The 22,911-nt window shown below is 70.3% G+C and carries 13 protein-coding genes and 1 pseudogene; 8 read left to right on the top strand and 6 right to left on the bottom strand.

What is annotated here, in order from left to right; genetic code table 11:
* Positions 1–15 precede the first annotated feature (15 nt).
* The 6 genes and pseudogenes from OG293_RS26435 to pulA all read left to right on the top strand — a co-directional run bounded on the left by OG293_RS26435 (position 16) and on the right by pulA (position 12,053).
* Positions 16–1,014, top strand: a complete 999-nt coding sequence (locus tag OG293_RS26435; RefSeq protein WP_406001265.1) for a carbohydrate ABC transporter permease — start codon at positions 16–18, stop codon at positions 1,012–1,014.
* A gap of 64 nt (positions 1,015–1,078) precedes the next feature.
* On the top strand, positions 1,079–2,008 hold the full coding sequence (locus tag OG293_RS26440) for a sugar ABC transporter permease (protein ID WP_406001266.1): 930 nt from the start codon (positions 1,079–1,081) through the stop codon (positions 2,006–2,008).
* Between the two features lie 89 nt (positions 2,009–2,097).
* Positions 2,098–3,768: a glycoside hydrolase family 13 protein gene (locus tag OG293_RS26445; protein WP_406001267.1), complete on the top strand. Its 1,671-nt coding sequence runs from the start codon at positions 2,098–2,100 to the stop codon at positions 3,766–3,768.
* Positions 3,753–4,826: a LacI family DNA-binding transcriptional regulator gene (locus OG293_RS26450; RefSeq protein WP_406003717.1), complete on the top strand. Its 1,074-nt coding sequence runs from the start codon at positions 3,753–3,755 to the stop codon at positions 4,824–4,826. The genes OG293_RS26445 and OG293_RS26450 overlap by 16 nt, the downstream gene beginning before the upstream one ends.
* A gap of 318 nt (positions 4,827–5,144) precedes the next feature.
* Positions 5,145–6,525: pseudogene (locus tag OG293_RS26455) on the top strand (alpha-amylase family protein); the annotation flags it as partial.
* Between the two features lie 224 nt (positions 6,526–6,749).
* On the top strand, positions 6,750–12,053 hold the full coding sequence (gene pulA / locus OG293_RS26460) for a pullulanase-type alpha-1,6-glucosidase (protein WP_406001268.1): 5,304 nt from the start codon (positions 6,750–6,752) through the stop codon (positions 12,051–12,053).
* Between the two features lie 162 nt (positions 12,054–12,215).
* On the opposite strand, the gene OG293_RS26465 is transcribed toward pulA, so the two are convergent.
* From OG293_RS26465 to OG293_RS26485, 5 genes are all read right to left on the bottom strand, one after another.
* On the bottom strand, positions 12,216–12,725 hold the full coding sequence (locus OG293_RS26465; RefSeq protein ID WP_406001269.1) for a GNAT family N-acetyltransferase: 510 nt from the start codon (positions 12,723–12,725) through the stop codon (positions 12,216–12,218).
* Between the two features lie 104 nt (positions 12,726–12,829).
* A complete protein-coding gene (locus tag OG293_RS26470; RefSeq protein ID WP_406001270.1) occupies positions 12,830–13,552 on the bottom strand; it encodes a TetR/AcrR family transcriptional regulator in 723 nt (240 codons plus the stop codon).
* Between the two features lie 277 nt (positions 13,553–13,829).
* Complete coding sequence (locus OG293_RS26475; protein WP_406001271.1) at positions 13,830–15,800, bottom strand: hypothetical protein; 1,971 nt, start codon at positions 15,798–15,800, stop codon at positions 13,830–13,832.
* Positions 15,801–15,863: 63 nt separating this feature from the next.
* Positions 15,864–16,658 carry a tyrosine-protein phosphatase gene (locus OG293_RS26480; protein WP_406001272.1) on the bottom strand — a complete coding sequence of 265 codons (795 nt, stop codon included), beginning with the start codon at positions 16,656–16,658 and terminating at the stop codon, positions 15,864–15,866.
* Between the two features lie 48 nt (positions 16,659–16,706).
* Positions 16,707–19,799: an alpha-N-acetylglucosaminidase gene (locus OG293_RS26485; protein ID WP_406001273.1), complete on the bottom strand. Its 3,093-nt coding sequence runs from the start codon at positions 19,797–19,799 to the stop codon at positions 16,707–16,709.
* Positions 19,800–19,901: 102 nt separating this feature from the next.
* On the opposite strand from OG293_RS26485, the gene OG293_RS26490 reads away from it, so the two are divergent.
* Positions 19,902–20,390 (top strand): hypothetical protein, encoded by a 489-nt coding sequence (locus OG293_RS26490; RefSeq protein ID WP_406001274.1) that lies wholly within the window; start codon positions 19,902–19,904, stop codon positions 20,388–20,390.
* 158 nt (positions 20,391–20,548) lie between these two features.
* Here OG293_RS26490 and OG293_RS26495 read toward each other — a convergent pair whose 3' ends face one another.
* Complete coding sequence (locus OG293_RS26495; protein ID WP_406001275.1) at positions 20,549–22,138, bottom strand: DUF1996 domain-containing protein; 1,590 nt, start codon at positions 22,136–22,138, stop codon at positions 20,549–20,551.
* Between the two features lie 197 nt (positions 22,139–22,335).
* Between OG293_RS26495 and OG293_RS26500 the strand changes: the two genes are divergently transcribed.
* Positions 22,336–22,869: a GNAT family N-acetyltransferase gene (locus OG293_RS26500; protein WP_406001276.1), complete on the top strand. Its 534-nt coding sequence runs from the start codon at positions 22,336–22,338 to the stop codon at positions 22,867–22,869.
* Positions 22,870–22,911 lie beyond the last annotated feature (42 nt).

Consider the following 22,911-nt stretch of genomic DNA (forward strand, 5'->3'; position numbering starts at 1 on the left):
GTAAAGGTGTCGAAGATGACCGTCGCCGTCGAGGGCGGAAGCGATAAGACCCGGCGTGCCGCTGGGCAGCGGCCCGGGCCGATGAGCCGTATCAGGCAGTCGTACAACCGCAATTGGTACGCCTGGGCGATGGTGGCCCCCGTGGTCGCGGTCATCGGTGTCCTGGTGATCTACCCGCTGTTCCGCGGCATCTATCTGTCGCTGACCGACGCCAACAGCCAGAACGTCGGCCGGACCATCGGCGTCAACAAGATCCCCGACAGCTTCTCGTGGGTGGGTCTCGACAACTACACGGAGATCCTCTCCGGCGGTGACCACCAGTTCTGGCCCCACTTCACGTGGACCATCATCTGGACCGTCGTCTGTGTGGCCCTGCACTACGGGATCGGCATGGGGCTCGCCCTGTTGCTGAACCGCAAGCTCCGCGGTCGCACCTTCTACCGGATGGTCCTGATCCTGCCGTGGGCCGTGCCCACCTTCGTCACCGTCTTCGCCTGGCGGCTGATCCTCGCCGACGACGGCGGTGTCCTCAACATGGCCCTGGAGTGGGCCCACCTGCCCACGCCGGCCTGGCTCAGCGAGCCGTTCTGGCAGAAGACCGCCGCCATCATGGTCAACACCTGGGTCGGTGTCCCCTTCATGATGGTCTCGCTCCTCGGCGGACTGCAGTCGATCCCGCCCGAGCTCTACGAGGCCGCCGAGGTCGACGGCGCCACCCCCTGGCAGCGCTTCCGCTATGTGACGCTTCCCGGCCTGCGCTCGGTCAGCAGCACGGTCGTCCTGCTCGGCGTCATCTGGACCTTCAACCAGTTCGTGGTCATCTTCCTGCTGTTCGGCAACAACTCGGGCACCGAGGCCCAGATCCTCGTCACCTGGGCGTACCGCCTCGGCTTCGGACAGGACCCGCGCGACTACGCCGGTTCCGCCGCGTACGGCGTCATCATCCTGTCGATGCTCATCGTCTTCGCCTCCTTCTACCGGCGCTGGCTGGCCCGCAACGAGAAGGCCGCCTGATGAGCGGCCCGCGGCCCCCGAGGAAGCAGCACCAGCCATGACGAACGAGAGGGCAGCCAACCCCATGAGCACCACAGCAGATCTCCCGGTCGCGGGACCGGCCACCGAACCGTCCGTCGTCGTCCCGCCCCGCAAGCCGGCCGCGGGCAAGCGGCAGCTGAAGCGCGGAGAGCGCCCCCGCTCCACGTCCCTGCTGATCCACGGCGCGCTGATCATCGCCAGCTTCATCGCCGCCTTCCCGATCGGCTGGATCGCCTGGATCTCGCTCGGCCCGGACAAGACCGACTTCCTCCACCCCGGCGACATCGCCGGCAAGATCAGCTTCGAGAACTACACGACGGTCCTCAACGACACGTCGTTCCTCCAGTGGTTCGTCAACTCGATGATCGTCGCGCTCGGTACGTGCCTGCTGGGTGTCTTCATCGCCGCCAGCTCCGGCTACGCCGTCTCGCGGATGCGCTTTCCCGGACACCGGCAGCTGATGTGGACCTTCCTGGTCACCCAGATGTTCCCGGTCGCCATCCTGATGGTGCCGCTCTACAACATCCTGGCCGACCTGGGTCTGCTCGACACCTACTGGGCCCTGATCCTGGTCTACTGCACCACCGCCATCCCGTACTGCGCCTGGCTGCTCAAGGGGTACTTCGACACGATCCCCGCGGAGATCGACGAAGCCGGCCGGATCGACGGCCTCACCCCCTTCGGCACCTTCTACCGGCTGATCCTGCCGCTCGCCCGGCCGGGCCTGGCGGTGGCCGCGTTCTACACCTTCCTCACCGCCTGGGCCGAGGTCGCCTACGCGTCGGTGTTCATGCTGAGCGACGACAAGTACACCCTCGCCATCGGCCTGACCACCTTCATCAGCGAGCACGACACCCAGTGGGACCTGATGGCCGCGACCTCCGTGCTCATCGCCATCCCCGCGTCGCTGTTCTTCTACCTGGTCCAGCGCCACTTGGTCACCGGTCTCACCGCCGGCGCCGCCAAGTCCTGACCCCACGAACCGGGGCGCCCGGCTGCCTGACCGGCCGGGTGCCCCTGTCTTGCCCCGAATCGCTGTACCGAGCCTCAGAGGGATCGAGAATGACCCAGTACCTGGCTGACGCCCATCACGCCGCCGACCTGACCGCGCCCTCCGCGGACTGGTGGAGAGACGCCGTCATCTACCAGGTGTACCCCCGCAGCTTCGCCGACGGGAACGGCGACGGCATGGGGGACCTTCCGGGCATCCGCAGCCGGCTCCCGTACCTCAGGGATCTGGGCGTCGACGCCGTGTGGCTGAGCCCCTTCTACGCCTCCCCGCAGGCCGACGCCGGCTACGACGTCGCCGACTACCGGGCCATCGACCCGATGTTCGGCACGCTCCTCGACGCGGACGGGCTGATCAGGGACGCGCACGAACTCGGTCTTCGCATCATCGTCGACCTGGTGCCCAACCACTCCTCGGACGCCCACGAGTGGTTCAAGCGCGCGCTGCAGGAGGGCCCCGGATCCGCCCTGCGCGACCGCTACCACTTCCGTCCCGGCAAGGGCTCGGACGGTGAACTCCCGCCCAACGACTGGGAGTCCATCTTCGGCGGCTCCGCCTGGACCCGTACCGAGAACCCCGACGGGACCCCCGGCGACTGGTATCTGCACCTCTTCGCCCCCGAGCAGCCCGACTTCAACTGGGAGCACCCGGCCGTCGCGGACGAGTTCCGCTCGATCCTGCGCTTCTGGCTCGACATGGGCGTCGACGGCTTCCGTGTCGATGTCGCCCACGGCCTGGTCAAGGCGGAGGGCCTGCCCGACCTCGGCGGCGGCGATCAGCTCAAGCTGCTGGGCAACGATGTCATGCCGTTCTTCGACCAGGACGGCGTCCACGAGATCTACCGCGCCTGGCGCAAGATCCTCGACGAGTACCCCGGCGACCGTATCGCCGTGGCCGAGGCATGGACCCCCACCGTCGAGCGCACCGCCAACTACGTGCGCCCCGATGAACTACACCAGGCCTTCAACTTCCAGTACCTGGGCACCCATTGGGTCGCCGAGGAGCTGCGCGGAGTGATCGACCAGTCGCTGGACGCCATGCGCCTCGTCGGCGCCCCGGCCACCTGGGTGCTCTCCAACCACGATGTGACCCGGCACGCCACCCGCTTCGCGGGCCCGCCCGCCGGCACGCAGATCCGGGAGGCCGGCGACCGTGAACTGGGGCTGCGACGGGCCCGCGCAGCCACCCTGCTGATGCTGGCGCTGCCCGGCTCCGCCTACCTCTACCAGGGCGAGGAGCTCGGCCTCCCCGACGTCACCGACCTGCCCGACGAGGTCCGGCAGGACCCGGCGTTCGGCCGCACCGAGGGCCAGGACGGCTTCCGCGACGGCTGCCGGGTGCCGATCCCGTGGAGCGCCGAGGGCCCGTCGTACGGCTTCGGCGCGGGCGGCAGCTGGCTGCCCCAGCCCGGCACCTGGGCCGCGCTCAGCGTCGAGGCGCAGACCGGCGACCCCGACTCGACGCTGGAGCTGTACCGCAGTGCCCTGACGGCGCGGCGCGAGCACCCGGCGCTCGGCGCCGGGGACGCGGTCGAGTGGCTGGACGCGCCCGAGGGCCTTCTCGCCTTCCGCCGGGAGGGCGGCTTCGTCTGCACCGTCAACACGACGGGCACGGCCGTACGGATCCCGGCACCCGGCCGCGTTCTGCTGGCCAGCAGCGCCGTCTCGGTGTCCGACGGCGAGGTCGAGCTGCCCGCGGACACGACCGTCTGGTGGGCGGTGTGACGATTCATCCGTTGCGGGGCGGCGCCGTCCAGACCGGCGTCGCCGCCCCGCGGCTCGCGGACATCGCGGCTCAGGCTTCGGTCAGCGAGGCGACCGCGAGCCGGGTGATGAACGGCAAGCCCGGCGTGGCGAGCGGCACCCGCCAGCGGGTCCTCGCGGCGCTCGACGTGCTCGGATACGAGAGGCCCGTACGGCTGCGGCAGCGCAGCGCGGGCCTCGTCGGCCTGCTCACCCCCGAGCTCACCAACCCGATCTTCCCCGCCTTCGCCCAGGCCCTGGAGCAGATGCTGGCCGGGCATGGCTACACCCCGGTGCTCTGCACCCAACTGCCGGGCGGAGCCACCGAGGACGAGCTCGTCGAGCAGCTCCAGGAGAGCGGTGTCAACGGCATCGTGTTCCTGTCCGGGCAGCACTCCGACACCTCGGCCGATCATTCGCGCTACACCGAACTCGTGGACCGCGGAGTTCCGTTCGTCCTCATCAACGGCTACAGCGAGCGCATCAGCGCGCCGTGCGTCTCCTGCGACGACCGGACGGCGATGCGGATGGCCGTGAAGCATCTGGCCGAGCTGGGGCACGAGCGGATCGGTCTCGCGATCGGCCCCGGGCGCTATGTGCCGGCGCAGCGCAAGACGGAAGGCTTCCTGGACGGGCTCGCATCGATCCTCGGCTACACCGGGACCGCTGCCGAACAGCTGGTCCAGCGCTCTCTGTTCAGTGTCGAGGGCGGTCATGCGGCGGCCGGCGCGCTGCTGGAGAAGGAGTGCACCGCCATCGTCTGCGGCAGCGACATGATGGCCCTCGGTGTGGTCCGGGCGGCCCGGGAGCGCGGACTCGACGTGCCGTACGACCTCTCGGTGGTCGGGTTCGACGACTCGCAGCTGGTGGCGTTCACGGATCCGCCGCTGACGACGGTCCGTCAGCCTGTGAAAGCGATGGCAACCGCGGCGGTGGGCGCGCTGCTGGAGGAGCTGCAGGGAAGTCCGGTGCAGAGCACGGAGTATGTGTTCCAGCCCGAACTGGTGGTGCGGGGCAGCACCGCGCAGGCGCGCCGGTAGGCACGTGACCGGACCGGTCGGCCGGGCGCGTGGGGCCCGGACCTGCCGGGCCCCCGGCCGACCGGCCCGGAGTCATGGCTGAAAACTAACACCACTGCAAGTCTTGCGAAAGGTCTTGCAGTTGGGAAACAGCAAGATTTCTGGCGTGCGACGCCAGTGTGTCCAAGGGGTTGACCCCGGACCGGCAGACTCGTACGGTCGCGACCGCAATAACTTTCTGCTTCCTTGCAGCAAGAACCATCAAAGGCCTTACGGGCACGGCGCGTTGCCGGACAAGGCTGCACCGTCACCCGCACCTCCCCCCATGCAGGAGGAAAAATGGCCGGCAGACCTCTGGCCGCTGCGCTCGCCCTTGTGGCGGGCGCAGCGGTGAGTGTGGTCGCACCGGCGGGCGCCGCGCAGGCGGCACCGCCGGGGGACAAGGACGTCACGGCTGTCCTTTTCGAGTGGAAGTTCTCATCGGTCGCCACGGCGTGCACCAGCACCCTGGGCCCGGCCGGTTACGGCTATGTCCAGGTGTCCCCGCCCCAGGAACACGTCCAGGGCAGCCAGTGGTGGACCTCGTACCAGCCCGTCAGCTACAAGATCGCCGGACGGCTCGGCGACCGCGCCGCGTTCAGCGGCATGGTGAACGCCTGCCACGCGGCGGGCGTCAAGGTCGTCGTCGACAGCGTGATCAACCACATGGCGTCCGCGGACGGGACCGGCACCGGCGGCTCTTCGTATACGAAGTACGCCTACCCGGGGATCTACTCCGGCGCCGACATGGACGACTGCCGTGCCAACATCTCCACCTACCAGGACCGGGCGAACGTCCAGAACTGCGAACTGGTCGGGCTCGCCGACCTGGACACCGGCGAGGACCACGTCCGCGGACGCATCGCGGCGTATCTGAACGACCTGCTCACGCTCGGCGTCGACGGCTTCCGTATCGACGCCGCCAAGCACATGCCGGCCGCGGACCTCGCCGCCATCAAGTCCCGGCTCGGCAACCCGGGTGTGTACTGGAAGCAGGAAGCGATCCACGGCGCGGGCGAGGCCGTCTCGCCGAGCGAGTACCTCGGCAACGGCGATGTCCAGGAGTTCCGTTACGCGCGTGACCTCAAGCGCGTCTTCAACAACGAGAACCTCGCGTATCTGAAGAACTACGGCGAGGGCTGGGGCTACATGGCGTCGGGGAAGTCGGCGGTCTTCGTCGACAACCACGACACCGAGCGCGGCGGCGACACCCTCAACTACAAGGATGGCGCCAACTACACGCTCGCAGGCGTCTTCATGCTGGCCTGGCCCTACGGCTCCCCGGACGTCCACTCCGGTTACGAGTGGTCCGACAAGGACGCGGGCCCGCCGAACGGCGGCACGGTGAACGCGTGCTGGCAGGACGGCTGGAAGTGCCAGCACGCCTGGCCGGAGATCAAGGCGATGGTCGCGTTCCGCAACACGGCACGCGGTCAGGCCGTCGTGAACTGGTGGGACAACGGGGGCGACCAGATCGCCTTCGGCCGCGGCTCGAAGGCGTACGTGGCGATCAACCACGAGGGCTGGTCGCTCACCCGTACCTTCCAGACGTCGCTTCCGGCGGGTGACTACTGCGATGTGCAGTCGGGCCGCGGGGTGACGGTGAACGGCTCGGGCCAGTTCACGGCGACGCTCGGAGCGAATACGGCGGTGGCGCTGCACGCGAACGCCCGCGGCTGCACTGTCTGACCCGGGGACTCCGCCCCCGGGGCCCCTGCGCCTCAATCGCCCGGCGGGGCTTGATTCTGAGCATTCGAGCTCGTCCGGCGATCGAGGACACCGCCCGAAGAGCGGTCCGGGGCCGGGGTGGAGCCTGCCCCCGGCAGCGCACCCGCGCCAGCGCACCCGCGCACCCGCGCCGCACCCCCTGAGAAAGAACCCTCCCCACCGAAGGAGACCCACCCGGTGACCACCACCACCCCGCGCGGCACCGCCCTCGCCGTCGCGGTCGCCCTGTTCGCGGCGCTCATACCCGGCGGGTCCGCCGCGGTCGCCGCCGGCCGCCCCGCACCCCCGCCCCCCTCGGACAGAACACTCGCCCGTGAGCAACCGCGCCACGATCTGACCCGCGAGCAGTTCTACTTCGTCCTGCCCGACCGGTTCGCCAACGGCGACAGAGCCAACGACCGCGGCGGACTCACCGGTTCACGCCTGGACACGGGCTTCGACCCCGCCGACAAGGGCTTCTACCAGGGCGGCGACCTGAAGGGCCTCACCCGGAAGCTCGACTACATCAAGGGCCTCGGCACCACCGCGATCTGGCTCGCGCCGATCTTCAAGAACCGGCCCGTCCAGGGCACGGGCAAGGACGCGTCGGCCGCGTACCACGGGTACTGGATCACCGACTTCACCCAGGTCGACCCCCACTTCGGCACCAACGCCGACCTGGAGAAGCTGATCGACAAGGCCCACGGCAAGGGCATGAAGGTCTTCTTCGACGTCATCACCAACCACACCGCCGACACCGTCGACTACGCGGAGAAGAAGTACGGCTACCGCCCCAAGGGCGCCTATCCCTACCTCGACAAGGACGGCCGCCCCTTCGACGACCGTACGGCCGTCCCCCGCGTCGACGCGGACTCGTTCCCGTACACCCCTGCCAACACCGGCACCAAAGTGCCCTCCTGGCTCAACGACCGCACGATGTACCACAACCGCGGCGACTCCACCTTCGCCGGAGAGAGCTCGGAGTACGGAGACTTCTCCGGCCTCGACGATCTGTGGACCGAGCGACCCGAAGTCGTGAAGGGCATGGAGCGGATCTACGAGAAGTGGGTCCGCGACTTCGACATCGACGGCTTCCGTATCGACACCGTCAAACACGTCGACATGGACTTCTGGACCCAGTGGGCCACCGCACTCGACGCCTACGCGGCGAAGCGCGGCCGGGACGACTTCTTCATGTTCGGCGAGGTCTTCGCCGCGGACACGGCCATCACCTCGCCGTACGTCACCCGAGGCCGCCTCGACGCCACCCTCGACTTCCCCTTCCAGGACGCGGCCCGCTCCTACGCCTCGCAGAGCGCGCCCGCCGACCGGCTCGCCAAGGTCTTCGCCGACGACTACCGCTACACCACCGACAAGGCCAATGCCTACGAGCAGGTGACCTTCCTCGGCAACCACGACATGGGCCGGATCGGCACCTTCCTCAAGCAGGACAACCCGAAGGCCGACGACGCCGAGCTGCTGAAGCGGGCCCGGCTCGCCAACGAGCTGATGTTCTTCTCGCGCGGCAACCCGGTGATCTACTACGGAGACGAGCAGGGCTTCACCGGCGCGGGCGGCGACAAGGACGCCCGCCAGAGCCTGTTCGCCTCCAGGACCGCCGACTACCTGGACGACGACCAGCTCGGCACCGACCGCACGCACGCCGTGGACGCGTACGACCCCCAGCACCCCCTCTACCGGTCCATCGCCGCCCTGTCGCAGCTCACCCGGCAGCATCCGGCGCTGCGCGACGGCGTCCAGACACAGCGGTACGCGGCCGACAACGTGTACGCCTTCTCCCGTACGGACGCCAGGACCCGCACCGAGTACGTCGTCGCCGCGAACAACGCGGCCACCGCGAAGACCGTCACCCTGCCGGCCGACGCGGCCCGCTTCCGCGCGATCTACGGCGGTTCGCAGACGGTGAGCGCCGTCGCCGGAGAGATCACCGTCACCGTGCCTGCCCTCTCCTCCCTGGTACTGCGGGCGACCGCGCCGCCGGCCAGGCCCGCCACCGCGCCCACGCTCACCCTGAAGGCCCCGGCCGCGGGGGCCACCGGCACCGTCGAGATCTCCGCCGGCGTGGACGGCGGACAGCTCAACCGGGTCGTCTTCGCCGCCCAGAGCGGCAACGGCCCCTGGCGCACCCTCGGCACCGCCGACCACGCCCCGTACAAGGTCACCCAGTACATCGACGCGAAGGTGGCGGCCGGAACACCCCTGCGCTACAAGGCAGTCGTGGTGGACAGCACGGGCCGCACCGCGAGCGCGCTCGCCTCGACGACCGCCGGGCAGGCCCCGCCGCCCGAGAAGCCGGTGGCCGTCGAGCGCACCTACGCGGTCGTCCACTACCAGCGCCCCGACGGCGACTACGACGGCTGGCAGCTGAAGGCCGGCGAGGGACAGACCGCCTTCAGCGGTCGGGACGCGTACGGCGCGTTCGCCTGGGTCAAGCTCGCCGAAGGCGCCGCCTCCCTCCCCTACACCGTCGAGAAGAACGGCACCACGGACGGCCCGCAGCGCGTCGTCGACCTCGCCCGCACCGGCGAGGTGTGGATGGCGCAGGGCAAGGACGGACAGTCCACCACCGCGCCCGACGGCGCCTACCCGCCGCAGGACAAGGCCAAGGCCGTCCTGCACTACCAGCGGCCCGACGGCGACTACGAGGGCTGGGGTCTGCACACCTGGACCGGTGCGAAGGACCCCACCGACTGGTCGAGGCCGCTGCAGCCGGTGAAGAAGGACGCGTACGGAGTGACCTTCGAGGTGCCGCTCGCCGCCGGCGCGACCTCGCTGAGCTACATCCTGCACAAGGGCGACCAGAAGGATCTGCCCAACGACCAGTCCCTGGACCTCGCCACGTACACGAACGAGGTCTGGATGCTGGGCGGGCAGCCGAAGTACCTGCTGCCGCAGACCGGGGGAGCACCCTCGCTCGACCTCACCAAGGCCGAGGCCCAGTGGATCGACCGCGACACCGTCGTCTGGAAGGTGAGGGCCACCGGAGCGACCAGCCAGCAGCTGGTGTACGCACAGAACGGCGGGATCTCCGTCGTCGAGGGCGCACTGAGCGACGAGGGACGCTGGCTGCGGCTCAGCCCCGGCTCGCTCACCGACGCGCAGAAGGCGAAGTACCCGCACCTGAAGGACTACCCGGCCTTCACCGTCGACGCGCGCGACCGGGACAGGGTGCGCGCCTCGCTGCGCGGCCAGCTGATCGCCACCCAGCGCGCGGCCAACGGCGCGCTGCTCGCCGCGACCGGCGTCCAGATCCCGGGCGTCCTCGACGCTCTCTACGCAGCGACCGCGGCCAGGCTGGGGCCGGTCTTCTCCCACGGCCGCCCCACCCTCTCCCTGTGGGCCCCCACGGCCCGCTCCGTCTCCCTCGAACTCGACGGGCGGACGGTCGCGATGCGCCGCGACGACGCGAACGGCGTCTGGTCGGTGTCCGGGCCCAAGAGCTGGGCGGGCAAGCCGTACCGCTATCTCGTGACGGTCTGGGCGCCGAGCGTCCAGAAGGTCGTCACCAACAAGGTCACCGACCCGTACTCCACGGCGCTGACCACCGACTCCGCGCGCAGTCTGGTCGTCGACCTCGCCGATCCGGAGCTCGCCCCCAGGGGGTGGGCGTCCCTGAAGAAGCCGGCGGCCGTCCCGCTGCGCGACGCACAGATCCAGGAACTGCACATCCGTGACTTCTCGGTCGCGGACCGCACGTCCAGGCACCCGGGCCAGTACCTCGCCTTCACCGACCGCGAGTCGGCCGGGATGCGGCATCTGCGCGCGCTCGCCGCCTCCGGCACCTCCTACGTCCATCTCCTGCCCGCCTTCGACATCGGCACCATCCCCGAGAAGAAGTCCGGACAGTCCAAGCCCGCCTGCGACCTTCTGATCTACGCGCCCGACTCCGACGAGCAGCAGGCATGCATCGCCAGGACCGCGGCGAAGGACGCGTACAACTGGGGCTACGACCCGCTGCACTACACCGTGCCCGAGGGCTCCTATGCCTCCGACCCGGAAGGTACGCGGCGCACGGTCGAGTTCCGGCAGATGGTCCAGTCCCTGAACGCCGGCGGACTGCGCACGGTCATGGACGTCGTCTACAACCACACCGTGGCCAGCGGCCAGGCCGACAGGTCCGTACTCGACAAGATCGTGCCCGGCTACTACCAGCGGCTCCTCGCCGACGGCACCGTGGCCACCTCCACGTGCTGTGCGAACACCGCGCCCGAGAACGCCATGATGGGCAAGCTGGTCGTCGACTCGATCGTCACCTGGGCGAAGGAGTACAAGGTCGACGGCTTCCGCTTCGACCTGATGGGCCACCACCCGAAGGCCAACATCCTCGCGGTGCGGGCGGCCCTCGACCGGCTGACCCCCGCCCGTGACGGCGTGGACGGCAAGAAGATCATTCTCTATGGCGAGGGCTGGAACTTCGGCGAGATAGCGGACGACGCGCGCTTCGTGCAGGCCACGCAGAAGAACATGGCCGGGACGGGGATCGCCACCTTCTCCGACCGGTCCCGTGACGCGGTCCGCGGCGGCGGCCCCTTCGACGAGGACCCTGGCGTCCAGGGCTTCGCCTCGGGGCTGTACACCGATCCCAACTCCTCCACGGCGAACGGCACTCCCGCCGAGCAGAAGGCGCGCCTTCTGCACTACCAGGACCTGATCAAGGTCGGTCTCACCGGCAATCTCGCCGCCTACACCTTCACCGACAGCGCGGGCCGCACCGTCAAGGGCTCCGAGGTCGACTACAACGGTGCCCCGGCCGGATACGCCGCCGCCCCCGGCGACGCCCTCGCCTACACCGACGCCCACGACAACGAGTCGCTGTACGACGCGCTCGCCTTCAAGCTCCCGAGAGCCACGTCACCGGCCGACCGGGCGCGCATGCAGGTGCTCGCGACGGCGACCGCCGCGCTCTCCCAGGGGCCCGCGCTCTCCCAGGCCGGGACGGACCTGCTCCGCTCCAAGTCCCTCGACCGCAACTCCTACGACAGCGGCGACTGGTTCAACGCGATCCACTGGGACTGCCGGGACGGCAACGGCTTCGGCCGGGGGCTTCCGCCCGAGCCCGACAACAAGGCCAAGTGGTCCTTCGCGAAGCCATTGCTGACCAGCGAGACGCTCACCGTCGGCTGCCCGCAGATCGACGGAGCGTCGGCCGCCTACCGGGACCTGCTGAGGATCCGCACCACCGAGAAGGCCTTCGGTCTGTCGTCCGCCGACGCGGTCCAGGACCGGCTGTCCTTCCCGCTCTCCGGGCGGAACGAGACACCCGGGGTGATCACCATGTCCCTCGGTGACCTGGTCGTCGTCTTCAACGCGACACCGCAGACGCAGACCCAGCGTGTCCCGGCGTTCGCGGACCGGTCCTACGCCCTGCACCCCGTCCAGGCGGCGGGGGCGGACTCCACTGTCAAGAAGGCCGCGTACGAAGGGAGTTCGGGAACCTTCACTGTTCCGGGGCGCACTGTCGCCGTCTTCGAACGGAAGTGAACCGCGTGGCGTTTCGGTGACCGGATGGTCGTCCACCACCACTGTGCTGGTGGTGGACGACACCGACGCCGACCGTTACGTCATGGGCGCGGTCCTGCGCACGGTCCCGATCGAGCCCGCATGCTTCACACCCGGGAGGGCGAGGGGGCCCTGCTCGCCTTTTCAGTTGACGGGCTTCTCCAGCAGGACCACGCCGTAGCGGCTGCCGTCAGCGGCCACCTTGCCCGGCTCCTCACCGACCACGCGGTACCCGGCGGCCTCGTAGTACGTCCGCAGCGCCGGATTGCTCGACAGGCAGTCGAGCCGTACGAACTCCCGCCCGGTGCCGGCGACGCGCTGCTCGGCGTGGCCGAGCAGCAGCCGTCCGAAGCCCTCCGGCGCCGTGTTCCGGTCGATCATCAGGCGATGCACATATCCTGCCACCGGCGGCTGGATCCCCCAGGCGGCCTGGTCCTCCCACCACAGCTCGTACGCGCCTATCGCCTCGTCGTGAGAGGTCTCCGCGATCCAGACCTCGCCCTCCTTGATCCAGCGCAGGAAATGGTCGGCGTCCTTGTCGCCGGGCTTCCACTGGGCGATGCCGTTGAGCTGCATCCAGCGGGCGGCCCCGTCGAAGAGAGCGACCAGAGCGTCCGCGTCGGAGGGGGCCGCGAGCCGGCAAGTGATCTTCATACGCGCATTATTGACGGACACACGGAGATCCACGTAAGCGTGGGTCAGACCGCCGACGGCATCGCGCCCGTCCTCTGAGCCGAGGTCCGCGACCTGGAGGCGTCCTACCGCAGGCGCTGAGCGGGCACCTGGGAGAGCGAGGGCACAAGGGAGATGAGCCGGCCGACGAGTTCGCCGAACGGTCCGTCGGCCTGCTCGCCCGCCAGGATGTGCAGCAGGACGCCCGCCATCTCCTCGTCGTACGCGGCGCTCACCGCGCACAGCGCAGCGAAGTCGTGCACCAGCTGCAACTCCAGCTCGGCACGCGGGATACGCCGGCCGTCCAGCCAGATCAGCGCCGTCGACTCAGCGAGCGACACCCAGGAGCGGACGACCAGCGCCAGCCGCGCGGGCGGATCGTCGATCCCCAGATGGGCCAGGATCTGCTCGTACGCGGCCTGCCGGACCTCGTCGATCACCGCGTTCGCGTTCGAGGAGCCGACCGCGGGACCGCCCCGCATCAGCGCGGAGAAGCCCAGCCCGTGCACGTCCACGAAATCGAAGAAACGGCCCATGACGCGCAGCAGGCGTGCCCCGAGCGGCCCCTCGCGCGGCTCCTGGAACCGGCCGGCCAACTCGTCGGCCGCCCGCCGCAGCGCCGCTTCGTACAGACTCTGTTTGCCGGGGAAGTAGTGGTAGACGAGCGGCCGTGAAATGCCGGCCGCCGCGGCTATCTCGTCGATCGAGACGTCGTCGGGGGAGCGGTGGCTGAACAGCTCCAGCGCCACACCGATCAGCTGCTGTCTGCGCTCCTCGACGCCCATCCTGCGGCGTACCCCGGTCGTCATGCGAACACCCTACCGAGTCGATGGCGCTCACATGTTCTATAGGTCCAGGACGAGCCGCCCTCCCCGGCAGCGCGCCTCCGCCCCGCGCACGCCAGCACGATCCGTGCGCGCAAAGCCAGCGCCTGCGCCGTTGTCGCCCGGCGCGTCCACCGCCCCAACGCCACCCGCTCATCAGCAGTCAGCGGCAACGGCTCCAGCTTCGGGCCACGACGAGGTAGTGACGCACCAGCGGTAGAAGTCACGCAACAACCAACGATCAACTACTGGCGCTGGGAGACTAGTGCAGCGCCCCGACCCGACTGCCGTCCGCCAGAAGGCCGTTGAGCTCGGCCCGTGCGCCCTCCTTCGCCGGGACCGCCAGCAGATGGCCCCGCGCACTGCCGTCGACACCGCCCGATGTGGACAGCGAGGTGAACTGGCCGCTGCCCGCCGCCAGGACGTACCACCGGCCCGCCTGCGACTTCCACAACACACCGGCCAGCACCTTCGGGTCACGCACCCCACAGGAGGGCGAGTCCTCCGCCCGCGCCGCGACGGCACCCGGGGCGCCCGGCTGCCCGCCCGGCGCGTGGAACTGCGCCATCACCCGGCTTCCGGTGCCCCGCCAGGTCTCCGCGCGGGTGCACAGCCAGGCCGCTGTGCCGTTCGACTCGGGCAGGCTCTGCTGCGCGTACTGCCATGCGTTGACACTGCGCACACCGTGTGCCCGCACTGAGGGGAGCAGACAGGCCGTCCGTGCCCAGGCGGCGCGCGACGCCTCGCCGGTGACGTCCCGGGGAACGGACGGCGGGCCCGAGGTGAGCCTGGCCGGGGTCAGTTCCCCGAGGTCGGTCAGCAGGCGCTCCGCCGTGCCGTCCCGCAGCTCCAGCGCGTCCGATGCCGTGCAGTCACGAGCCTGGGCGGGACTCCGCAGCGGGCCGGTGACGCCGTCCGCGCCGCGGGTCAGCCCTCGTGCCCCGCCCGCGGGTGCGAGCAGGTCCCGCACGGCGGTCCGCCGCACCCAGGGCGCGGTCAGATAGCGGACATTGCCGTCGGTGCGGCCCGCCACCAGCGCGGCCGACGAGGCGGCATCGGCCGCGTCCGTCCGCGCGAAGTCGAGCGCCACCCCGCCGGTGCCGTCCTTCGGCTCGGCATAGCGGACCACCCGCAGACCGTCGTGGAACAGCACCACACGCGCCTGGTCGACCTCGCCCGCGTACAGCAGCTGCGGCGGCCCCATCGGAGGTCCCGGCGGGGTCCCCGGGGTCGCGGAGACCTGGACGTCGCCGCCCGGCCTCGCCCAGACGGCGAGCGCCCGGCGCAGCAGGGCGGCATCACCGGCCAGGCCGCCCCGGGTCGGCCAGACCGAGAAGTCCCTGCGGGTGGACTGCTCCCACGCGGTGGGCGGGACCCGGATCAATGTGTCCGGATCCAGGGCGGATTCGGCAGCGGGATTGCGTGCGTACGGCGGGGCCGCCGCGCCGTCCGGTTCCCAGCCGTCGCCCGGAAGGCCGAGCAGCGCACCGCACACGGCGAGCGCCGCCGCCGCGACCAGGGCCGCCTTGACGTGCTGGCGGCGGCGCATCAGATCGGTCGGACGGGCCTGGAGCGAACACGGGTCGAACTCCGGGGAGCCGAGGAGCGCCGCGACGCCGGAGCGTGCCGCCGTCTCCAGCCCGTCCGCCTCCGCCAGCGCGGCCCGCGGGTCCGCCACCCCCGCGGCGGTGAGCACCTGACACACATCGAGGTCGGGCAGTTCCTCCAGCCCGCGCAGCACACACGCGGCCCTGCCGGCCCCGGTGAGCGCGGAGAGCCGCTGGTCCAGGGCGAGTTCGTCGGCGCCGCCGGAGCGCGGGAACACCCGCAGGCCCCAGACGTGCGGCAGCAACGGCGGGAGCTGGGCGCGCCGGGGCAGCGCGAGCCGCCTCAGCGGGAGCCCGGCGTCCAGAGCCTGGCTCAACACCCGTCCGCGCACATACACATAGCCGGGGTCGGTGTCGCCCGCGGCGCGGCGGGAGCCCGGGACCGCGCAGTCGGCGTCGCCGACCGCGGCCGGAGCGGTCCTGCTCCGCGGCAGTGAGCGCTGTGCCAGGGCATGCGCGGTCAGCACGCGGCGGTTGCGGCCGAGAGCCGGAGGCAGTACGAGATACGCGATCCGCACAAGCCGCGGATAGTGCTCGACGAGCGCCGCCTCGGCCTGCTCAACGGCGACGGGGCCGGGGACGGGAGCCGGCGGGGCGGGGGTGGTGACGACATCCTGTGGGCGCACGTTCAGCAGAACGAGCGAATGGTCCTATGGTCACCCGGCGCACCCCGATCGGACGGGGGGCCGTCAGCCCGCGAGCCGCTCGTGGATGTGCTCGATCGACTGGACCGGCACGCCGAGCCCTTCGACCACGTACTTCTCCATCGTGCCGTAGCGCGCGTCGACCTCGTCCAGCGCCGCGGCCAGATACTCAGGCAGTACGCCGATGACCGCGAGGGCGGCCTCGGGGTCGCCGCCCTGTGCGATGTAGCCCTCGATGAGCGGGGCGAAGGCCTGCCGTACCGCCGTGTTGACGGCGAGGTACTCCGCCTCGACCGCCTCCGGCGGCGAGCCGAGCAGAGTGAGCACGATCGCCGCCGCCCAGCCCGTACGGTCCCTGCCCGCCGTGCAGTGGAAGAGCAGGGGGCCCGCGTCGGAGTCCGCGACCTCGGACAGGAAGGCGCGGTAGGCGGCGCGTGCCGAGTCGGTGGTGACGAAGCCGCGATAGGTTTCGGCGAACACCTTCTGCGCACGGCCGCCGCCCAACTCCCGCTCGGCGAGAGCGGGGTCGGCCAGCACCTCCTTGATCCGCGCCGCGGGTGGCATGCGCCCCGCCGCGACCTGGTCGGCGAGCACGTCCGCGAGCAGGAGCCGGCCCCCCTCGGGGATGCGGTCCGGGCGGGCGAGACGCTCCGCCCGCGTCCGGAAGTCGACGACCGTGCGGATGCCGAGTGCGGCGACGGCCGGATCGGCGGCCGGGTCCAGGCGGTCCAGCTGCCCGGAGCGGAACAGCAGACCGGAGCGCACGGAGTGGCCCGCGGGCAGCGGTGTGGCGCCGAGGTCGCGGAGATTGGCGACGGTGGTGGCGGGGATCGCGGTCATGGCGGGCGGCTCCCTGGCTCAGAAAGGGTCTATATCAGGATAAACAACCTAGATGATCGACCATCCGCTGAAGTGGACCGTGCCCGTGGCCCCGCTGCCGCCGTTCGCTGCGGTCATGAACAGTCCCACGTCCTGGACGGCGGCTGCTCCCGGCACGGACACGACGGCGACCGTGCGCCAGGTGGCGCCGCCGTCCGTCGAGCAGGAGCCGGTGAAGGAGGTCCCGGCGCCGCGGGTCAGCCGGAGCAGCACCGGGGCTCTGAGGCCGGTGATGCGCTTGTAGGTGTCGAGGGTGCCGTCGCCGTTCGTGTCGTACGACAGGACGATGCCCTGGCCGGGCGTCGCCGCCAGATTCAGGAAACCCTTGTCGCCGGGCGTCGGCAGACTGTTGCGCACGACGATGCCCGCCCTGGCCCACGCGGTGGTGTGCTCCTGCGCGTCCACGCGCAGGACGACGCTCGCACCCCGTGCGAGCGCGCGCTCCCGGTAGGCCGTACCGAAGTGTGTGGTGCCCCGCCACAGGTCGGTGCCCGCGCCGTTGATGGCGAGACGGTCGCCGAACTGTCCGAAGACGGCCCTGTTCGTGGTGTACGTACGCCACCCGGAGTCCAGCGGCGACGCCACGAAGAGCGCGCTCCTGCGGGTGACGGCCACCCGCTCCTCGCCGCGTGGCCCGTACCGGGTGACCAGCTCGTACGGCACCGGGCGCAGCGGCTCGTCCAGCGGGTCGGCCGGAGCCGCCACCCGCCAGGCGACCGTCCCGGTGCCGCCCGCCCCGACCTGCGCCAGGAAGGTCTCGCCCTGTGGGGCCGCGTCCGGTCCGGTCAGGGTGAAGTCGACACGGCCGGTGGAGCGCAGCCCGCTGATGTTGCGGAAGGCGGCGGTGACGGTGCCGGTGCTGCCGGGCGTGAAGGCCGGCGGGTCCACGATGACGTCGACGAAGCCCTGGTAGGGAGCGGCGGCCAGGGTGTCGTGCACCCGCCGGGCCGTGCGGTACGCGTCACCGGTGGCCCGCACCGGATAGGCGCGCCGGTCCTTCGTCCACGCGTCCTCGGCCGGATACCAGTCGAAGTCCTTGGGCGGGCGGCCCTCCGCGAGCGCGGTGGCCAGTTCGTCCAGATACGACTGCCACTGCGGCAGATGGACGTCCCTGATCAGCCCGTGCCAGTCGCGGTTCGCGTAGTTGCCGATCCGGTCGGCCGCCGCCCGGTCCGCCCAGGTGGTGATCAGTGCGCGGGCGGTGCGCTCCAGCTCCACCGCCTCGTCAGGGTCTGTCGCCAGCCGTTTGGCGTCCTCCAGCCAGGGGCCGAGCAGGAAGGAGCGGTGACAGCCGGCCATCGTGTCGCTCAGTCTCATCAGCTTCAGCCAGAGCGCCGCAATCGCACGGAAGCCGTCGACGTCCTTGTCCGCATATGCCGCCCGTAACGCGGGCTGCAAGGTGCGGGAGCGGTTGGCGAGGGCCTGACGGGCCAGGTCGGTCAGATCATGGCGGTAGGAGTCCGAGTCCCGCAGCGAGGGCCGCACGCCGAGCAGCGCCGCGAACGCCGTGTCGAAGCCCGCCGGGTCGAAGGCGGTGGCGATCGAGGACGTCATGCCGGGGCGGTGGCAGAACAGCGAGTCGTAGGGGCGGCCGTCGGTGCTGGTGAGCCGGTACGCCGTCGCGGCGAGCGCGGAGAAGGCGGCGCGAGCGGAGCGGTCCTCGCCGCCGTAGCGGATCTGCGCGTACTGGGCGAACCACGCCTCCCGGTCGATCGTCTCCTCGCGCCAGGCGAGCTCGCTGAACAGCTCCAGGGCCGCCGGGTCGCGCTCGGCGGCCTCGGGCATGTACGCGGTGCCCGCCAGCGCGCTGCCCGGCCTGTCGCGCCAGGCGGTGAACCTGGCCGTCCAGCGGTCGGTGTTCGCGCCGATCGTCGTACGCCCGCCGAAGTTCGGGATGGTGCCGAAGGCGTACGGGGCTCCGCCCCACTCCTTCTCGCGGTCGGTGACGGTGTCGAGGTCGGAGAGCCCGTCGACGATCAGCACCCGGTCGGTGTCGATGGCGTCCAGGAGCGCCGGCCGCGGGTTGGACCGCCAGCCGAGGATCACCCACGTGGCGCCGGGCCGGGCCTTGTGCAGTGACGCCTCGACCGCGCGGGCCGCGTCCGCGACCGGAACGTCCCCGGGCGTGCCGCCCTCGTGCAGGAGATCCATCTTGAAGTGGCCCACTTCGCCGAACAGTTCCCCCTGGTGCCGGTAGAAGCTCGCGGCGACATCGGCGAAGCTCCCGGTGCGGGGGTCGAGCCAGTCGGGACGGCGCAGTCCGTTCCAGGTTCCCTGCGGGACGACGCGAGCGCCGGGATTGCGGGCGGCGAAGCCGTCGGGGACCGTGCCGAAGTAGCCGGGCAGGACCGGGCGCATGCCGAGCTCACGCATCCGGTCGGCGATGCTCCTGCCGAGTGCGGCCCGCTTGGCGATCAGCCCGGGGGAGAGCGGGCCGCCGTACTCGCTCATGTTCTGCAGTAGCCACCAGGGCTGGTGGGACGGCGCGGGCAGCCAGGTGCGGGCCTCGGTGTCGGTGTAGCCGAAGTCCATCAGGAGCCGGTGGTAGACGGCCTCCTGGCCGGGGGTGACCAGGACCTCGTTGCAGCCGTGCAGGGCGAGCACGTCGAGCAGGCGCTCCCAGCGGGGCCAGTCCGCGTACGGGGCGGTGTAGCCGTCGTGGGTGTCGTTGCAGACGAACCGGTGCGGGACGGTCGCCGACCGCTCCAGCGGCCGGTGGGGTGCGGGCAGCCGCCGCGGCAGATCCGTCCGGCTGCCCGACCAGGTGATGTGCGCCCGGCAGACGTACTTGAGGTACCAGTGCACTCCGGTGAGCTGGACGGCCGGGCTGGTTCCGGCCACCTCGATGCGGCCCGCCGAGCCGGTGACGCGGAAGCGTTCGGGGCCTTCCAGCGCCCGCAGCCGGAACTGCTCGGCGTGGTGGGGGAGCAGCCGCAGGAGCGCTTCCCGCGCGGGCGGGACGGCCGGGGGCCGTGTCGAGGGGACGGCGGCGGGGGGCGCCGTTTCCTCGGCCGCCGCCCGGGGAGCGCGGCCGGCGAGGGCCGCGCCTGCCCCGATCACCCCCACGGTGCCCAGGACGGTACGTCTCGACAACTCGCTCATCAGCGCTCCTCCGTGTTGCCCACGTCACAGCCGGTGCGTGCGTCGCGCAGGTTACCGGGAGTTCGCTCGCGTGAAGGGAGGGTGTCAGGGCACGATGGCCGGATGCGGACGAGTACGAACAAGGGCGCGAGGCGGACGGCCCGCGCAGCACTGGCAGTTCTGGCCCTGACCCTTGCCGCGGCCTGCAGTTCGGGCGGCGACAGCGACGGGCGTGGCGGCGACGGGGACAAGGCGCCGAAGACGGCGACCGGCACCCTGGAACAGATAGCCGAGCAGGCCGAATGCACACCGAACATCCAGACGGACGCGGCCGAGATCCGGCAGGCGAACTGCACCACCGGCGACGGCAAGTATGTGCTGGCCACCTTCGCGTCCGACCGCGGTCAGCGCGAATGGATCAACGAGGCCAATGACTACGGCGGCACCTACCTGGTGGGCCGCAAGTGGGTCGCGGTCGGAGACGCCAAGGTGGTGACGGCGCTGCGCGGCCGGCTCGGCGGTGAGGTGGAGACCGGCACGGAGCACCACGAGGGAAGCGGCGGTGGCAGTGGCGAGGGCGAGACGGGCCACTCGGAACATCACGGAAGCTGACGGCGAAGACTCTGGGCGGGGCCGAATCGGCAGGATCGGCCCCGCACACGCCCCGCTCAGGGGAGCCGAAACGGCACATCGGCCCCCCGCTCAGGGGAGCCGAAACGGCAGGATCGGCCCCCCTGAGCAGGGGAGCCGATCCAGGCCGTGTCAGGGCGTCACTGGCACTTCTGGCCGTTGTTGATGCAGTTCACCACCTTGTTCATCACGTTCTCGTCGAAGACGTTGATGAAGTCGCCGTGGTCCGTGATCGGCTTGTGCAGCTGCTCCGGGAAGGAGTCCACCGCGAAGCCGGGGCCCGGAGGAACGTTGTAGACGATCCGCTGGACCAGCTGCGGGATCGCCTTGAATCCGTTGCCGCACTGGCCGTTGGCGTTCGCGAAGGCCACATGGGTGCGGTGGTTCGCGCTGTCGGTGTTCTGGCCGTCCCAGCAGCTCTGGAACTTGAAGGAGCGGACCACCTGGCTGCCCTGGGGGCAGATCGGGTACTTGTCCTTCAGCTGGCGGTTCTCGAAGCCGGTGCAGCTCCAGGAGGCGTTGGCGTTGGCGGGCCCGTTGACGAAGGCCTTTGCGTCACCGGTGATGATGCGCAGGAGCTTCGGCATGGCCGTCACCTTGCTGACGGGGTTGCCGACGAATTTCATCGTGACCTGGGTCGGAGTCTGGATCTTTCCGATGTTCTGGTCCTTGCCGCCACCGTCCGCGTTGGCGTCGTTCTCGTTCTGGCCGTTCTGCAGACGCAGCACCGGCCAGAAGTAACTCGACTTGTCGCCCTGGTTCTGGCACGTGGTGTCACCGTTGGCGAGATCGTCGTCGCTGGCGAAGGCGTCATTGGCCTGATTGCCGACGTAGTCGTGCATATGGTGCGCGCCATTGCTCACACCGGGGGCGACGATCACATTGTCCGGATTGAACTTGCCGTTCTGGTTCGTTCCGCACTGGGTGACGAAGGAGCCCCGGGAGCCGTTACGGCGCTGCTGGGGCTGCTGGACATTGGGCTGAACGGACTGGATGTCTACGAAGTCGGACGCCTCGGGGCCGTTGCCGCCCTTTCCGCCGCCGTTGCCCTGATCGTCGCCCTGACCATCGCCATTGCCCTGGTCATCGCCCTGACCGTTGTCCTGGCCGCCATTCTGGTCACCATCTTGACCACCGTCCTGGCCGTTGCCGTCCTGACCGTCCTGACCGTTCTGGTCGTTCTGGTCGCCCTGACCGTTCTGGTCGTTGTCCTGGTTGTCTCCGTTGTTCTGGTCGTTCTGGTTGTCACCGTTGTTGTCGTCATCGGCCAGGAGCGAGCATTCAGCGAGTTTGTCCATGTTCTCGGGTCGCTGACCAAACCGGCCGATGGCCCCCGAGATCCGGTCGATGCTCGCCCGGCGCTTGTCCCTGAGGGGATTCAGGATCGCGCTGTCGGCGAACTGCTGATCGCGCTCGACCTGCTGCTTCTGGTCAGCGAATCTCTTGTACGCGTCAGTGATCTGGCTGTCCATCTTGGCCAGTTCGCCGTCGACTTCCTGGCGGGCCTGGTCCGGCACGTCCGGGAGACCGTTCGCGACCTCGGGGCAGTCGATGGTGGAGACCTGCCGCCCTGCGTTCTCTGTCTGCCCGAACGTGCGACCGGAGTGGTTCTCGCCGGCGGATGCATACACATTGACCGCGACCAGCCCACCCCCGCCCAGGATCAATGCGGCGGAGGCGACAATCGCCCGGTTCGCCAGCGTCGAGCGTTTTCTCATTGCGTGTCCCATGGAACTCCTCTGCTTCGTCGCCGGGTGTGGGTAAGGGGGTCCCGGCTGAGGGGAGAAGCGCGACGTCCAATACGGGTGTGGCGCGTGGGGTGTTCAAGCCGATCGCGTTTGAACCGCGGATTCGTAGAATCCTCCAGCAGCAAATCCTGTCCATTGCCCCGAAGTCGGACAGCCAGCGGGATGGCAGGATGGACACCATGACCGAGATCCATACCCCCAGGCTCCTGCTGCGCCGCTGGCACGACGACGACCTTGTCCCGATGGCCGACATCAACGCGGATCCGCAGGTGATGAGGTGGATCGAAGACGGCTCCGCCCTCGACCTCGAGGAGACCGCCGAAGCCATCGAGCGCTGGGAGGAGGAGTGGGACGAGGAGGGCTTCGGGCTCTTTGCCGTCGAACTGCTCGCCTCGGGCGAACTGGCAGGCTTCGTGGGCCTGTCCGTGCCGCACTTCCTGCCGGAGGTGCTCCCCGCGGTGGAGATCGGCTGGCGGCTCGGCACTCCCTTCTGGGGTCAGGGCTACGCCTCCGAAGCCGCCCAGGCCGTCTTGGAGTTCGCGCTCCAGGACCGTGGCCTGGACCGGGTGATCAGCATCGTCCGGCCCGGCAACGACGCCTCGGAGAACGTGATGCGCAAGCTCGGCATGGTCCCGGAACGCGAAACGACGCACCCCGTCCACGGGTTCCCGCTGAACGTCTACGCGATCGACCTCACGGAGTACGTCGGGTGACCTCGCCGGGCGGGCCGGGTGATCGGCCCGCCCGGAGCCGGC

Source organism: Streptomyces sp. NBC_00829 (assembly GCF_045161795.1).
In the GTDB taxonomy this organism is placed as follows: Bacteria; Actinomycetota; Actinomycetes; order Streptomycetales; family Streptomycetaceae; genus Streptomyces.

Coding starts and splice junctions, on each gene's coding strand:
- OG293_RS26435 (WP_406001265.1), top strand. CDS start 16: ATGACCGTCGCCGTCGAGGGCGGAAGCGATAAGACCCGGCGTGCCGCT.
- OG293_RS26440 (WP_406001266.1), top strand. CDS start 1,079: ATGAGCACCACAGCAGATCTCCCGGTCGCGGGACCGGCCACCGAACCG.
- OG293_RS26445 (WP_406001267.1), top strand. CDS start 2,098: ATGACCCAGTACCTGGCTGACGCCCATCACGCCGCCGACCTGACCGCG.
- OG293_RS26465 (WP_406001269.1), bottom strand. CDS start 12,725: ATGAAGATCACTTGCCGGCTCGCGGCCCCCTCCGACGCGGACGCTCTG.
- OG293_RS26470 (WP_406001270.1), bottom strand. CDS start 13,552: ATGACGACCGGGGTACGCCGCAGGATGGGCGTCGAGGAGCGCAGACAG.
- OG293_RS26480 (WP_406001272.1), bottom strand. CDS start 16,658: ATGACCGCGATCCCCGCCACCACCGTCGCCAATCTCCGCGACCTCGGC.
- OG293_RS26485 (WP_406001273.1), bottom strand. CDS start 19,799: ATGAGCGAGTTGTCGAGACGTACCGTCCTGGGCACCGTGGGGGTGATC.
- OG293_RS26490 (WP_406001274.1), top strand. CDS start 19,902: ATGCGGACGAGTACGAACAAGGGCGCGAGGCGGACGGCCCGCGCAGCA.
- OG293_RS26495 (WP_406001275.1), bottom strand. CDS start 22,138: ATGGGACACGCAATGAGAAAACGCTCGACGCTGGCGAACCGGGCGATT.
- OG293_RS26500 (WP_406001276.1), top strand. CDS start 22,336: ATGACCGAGATCCATACCCCCAGGCTCCTGCTGCGCCGCTGGCACGAC.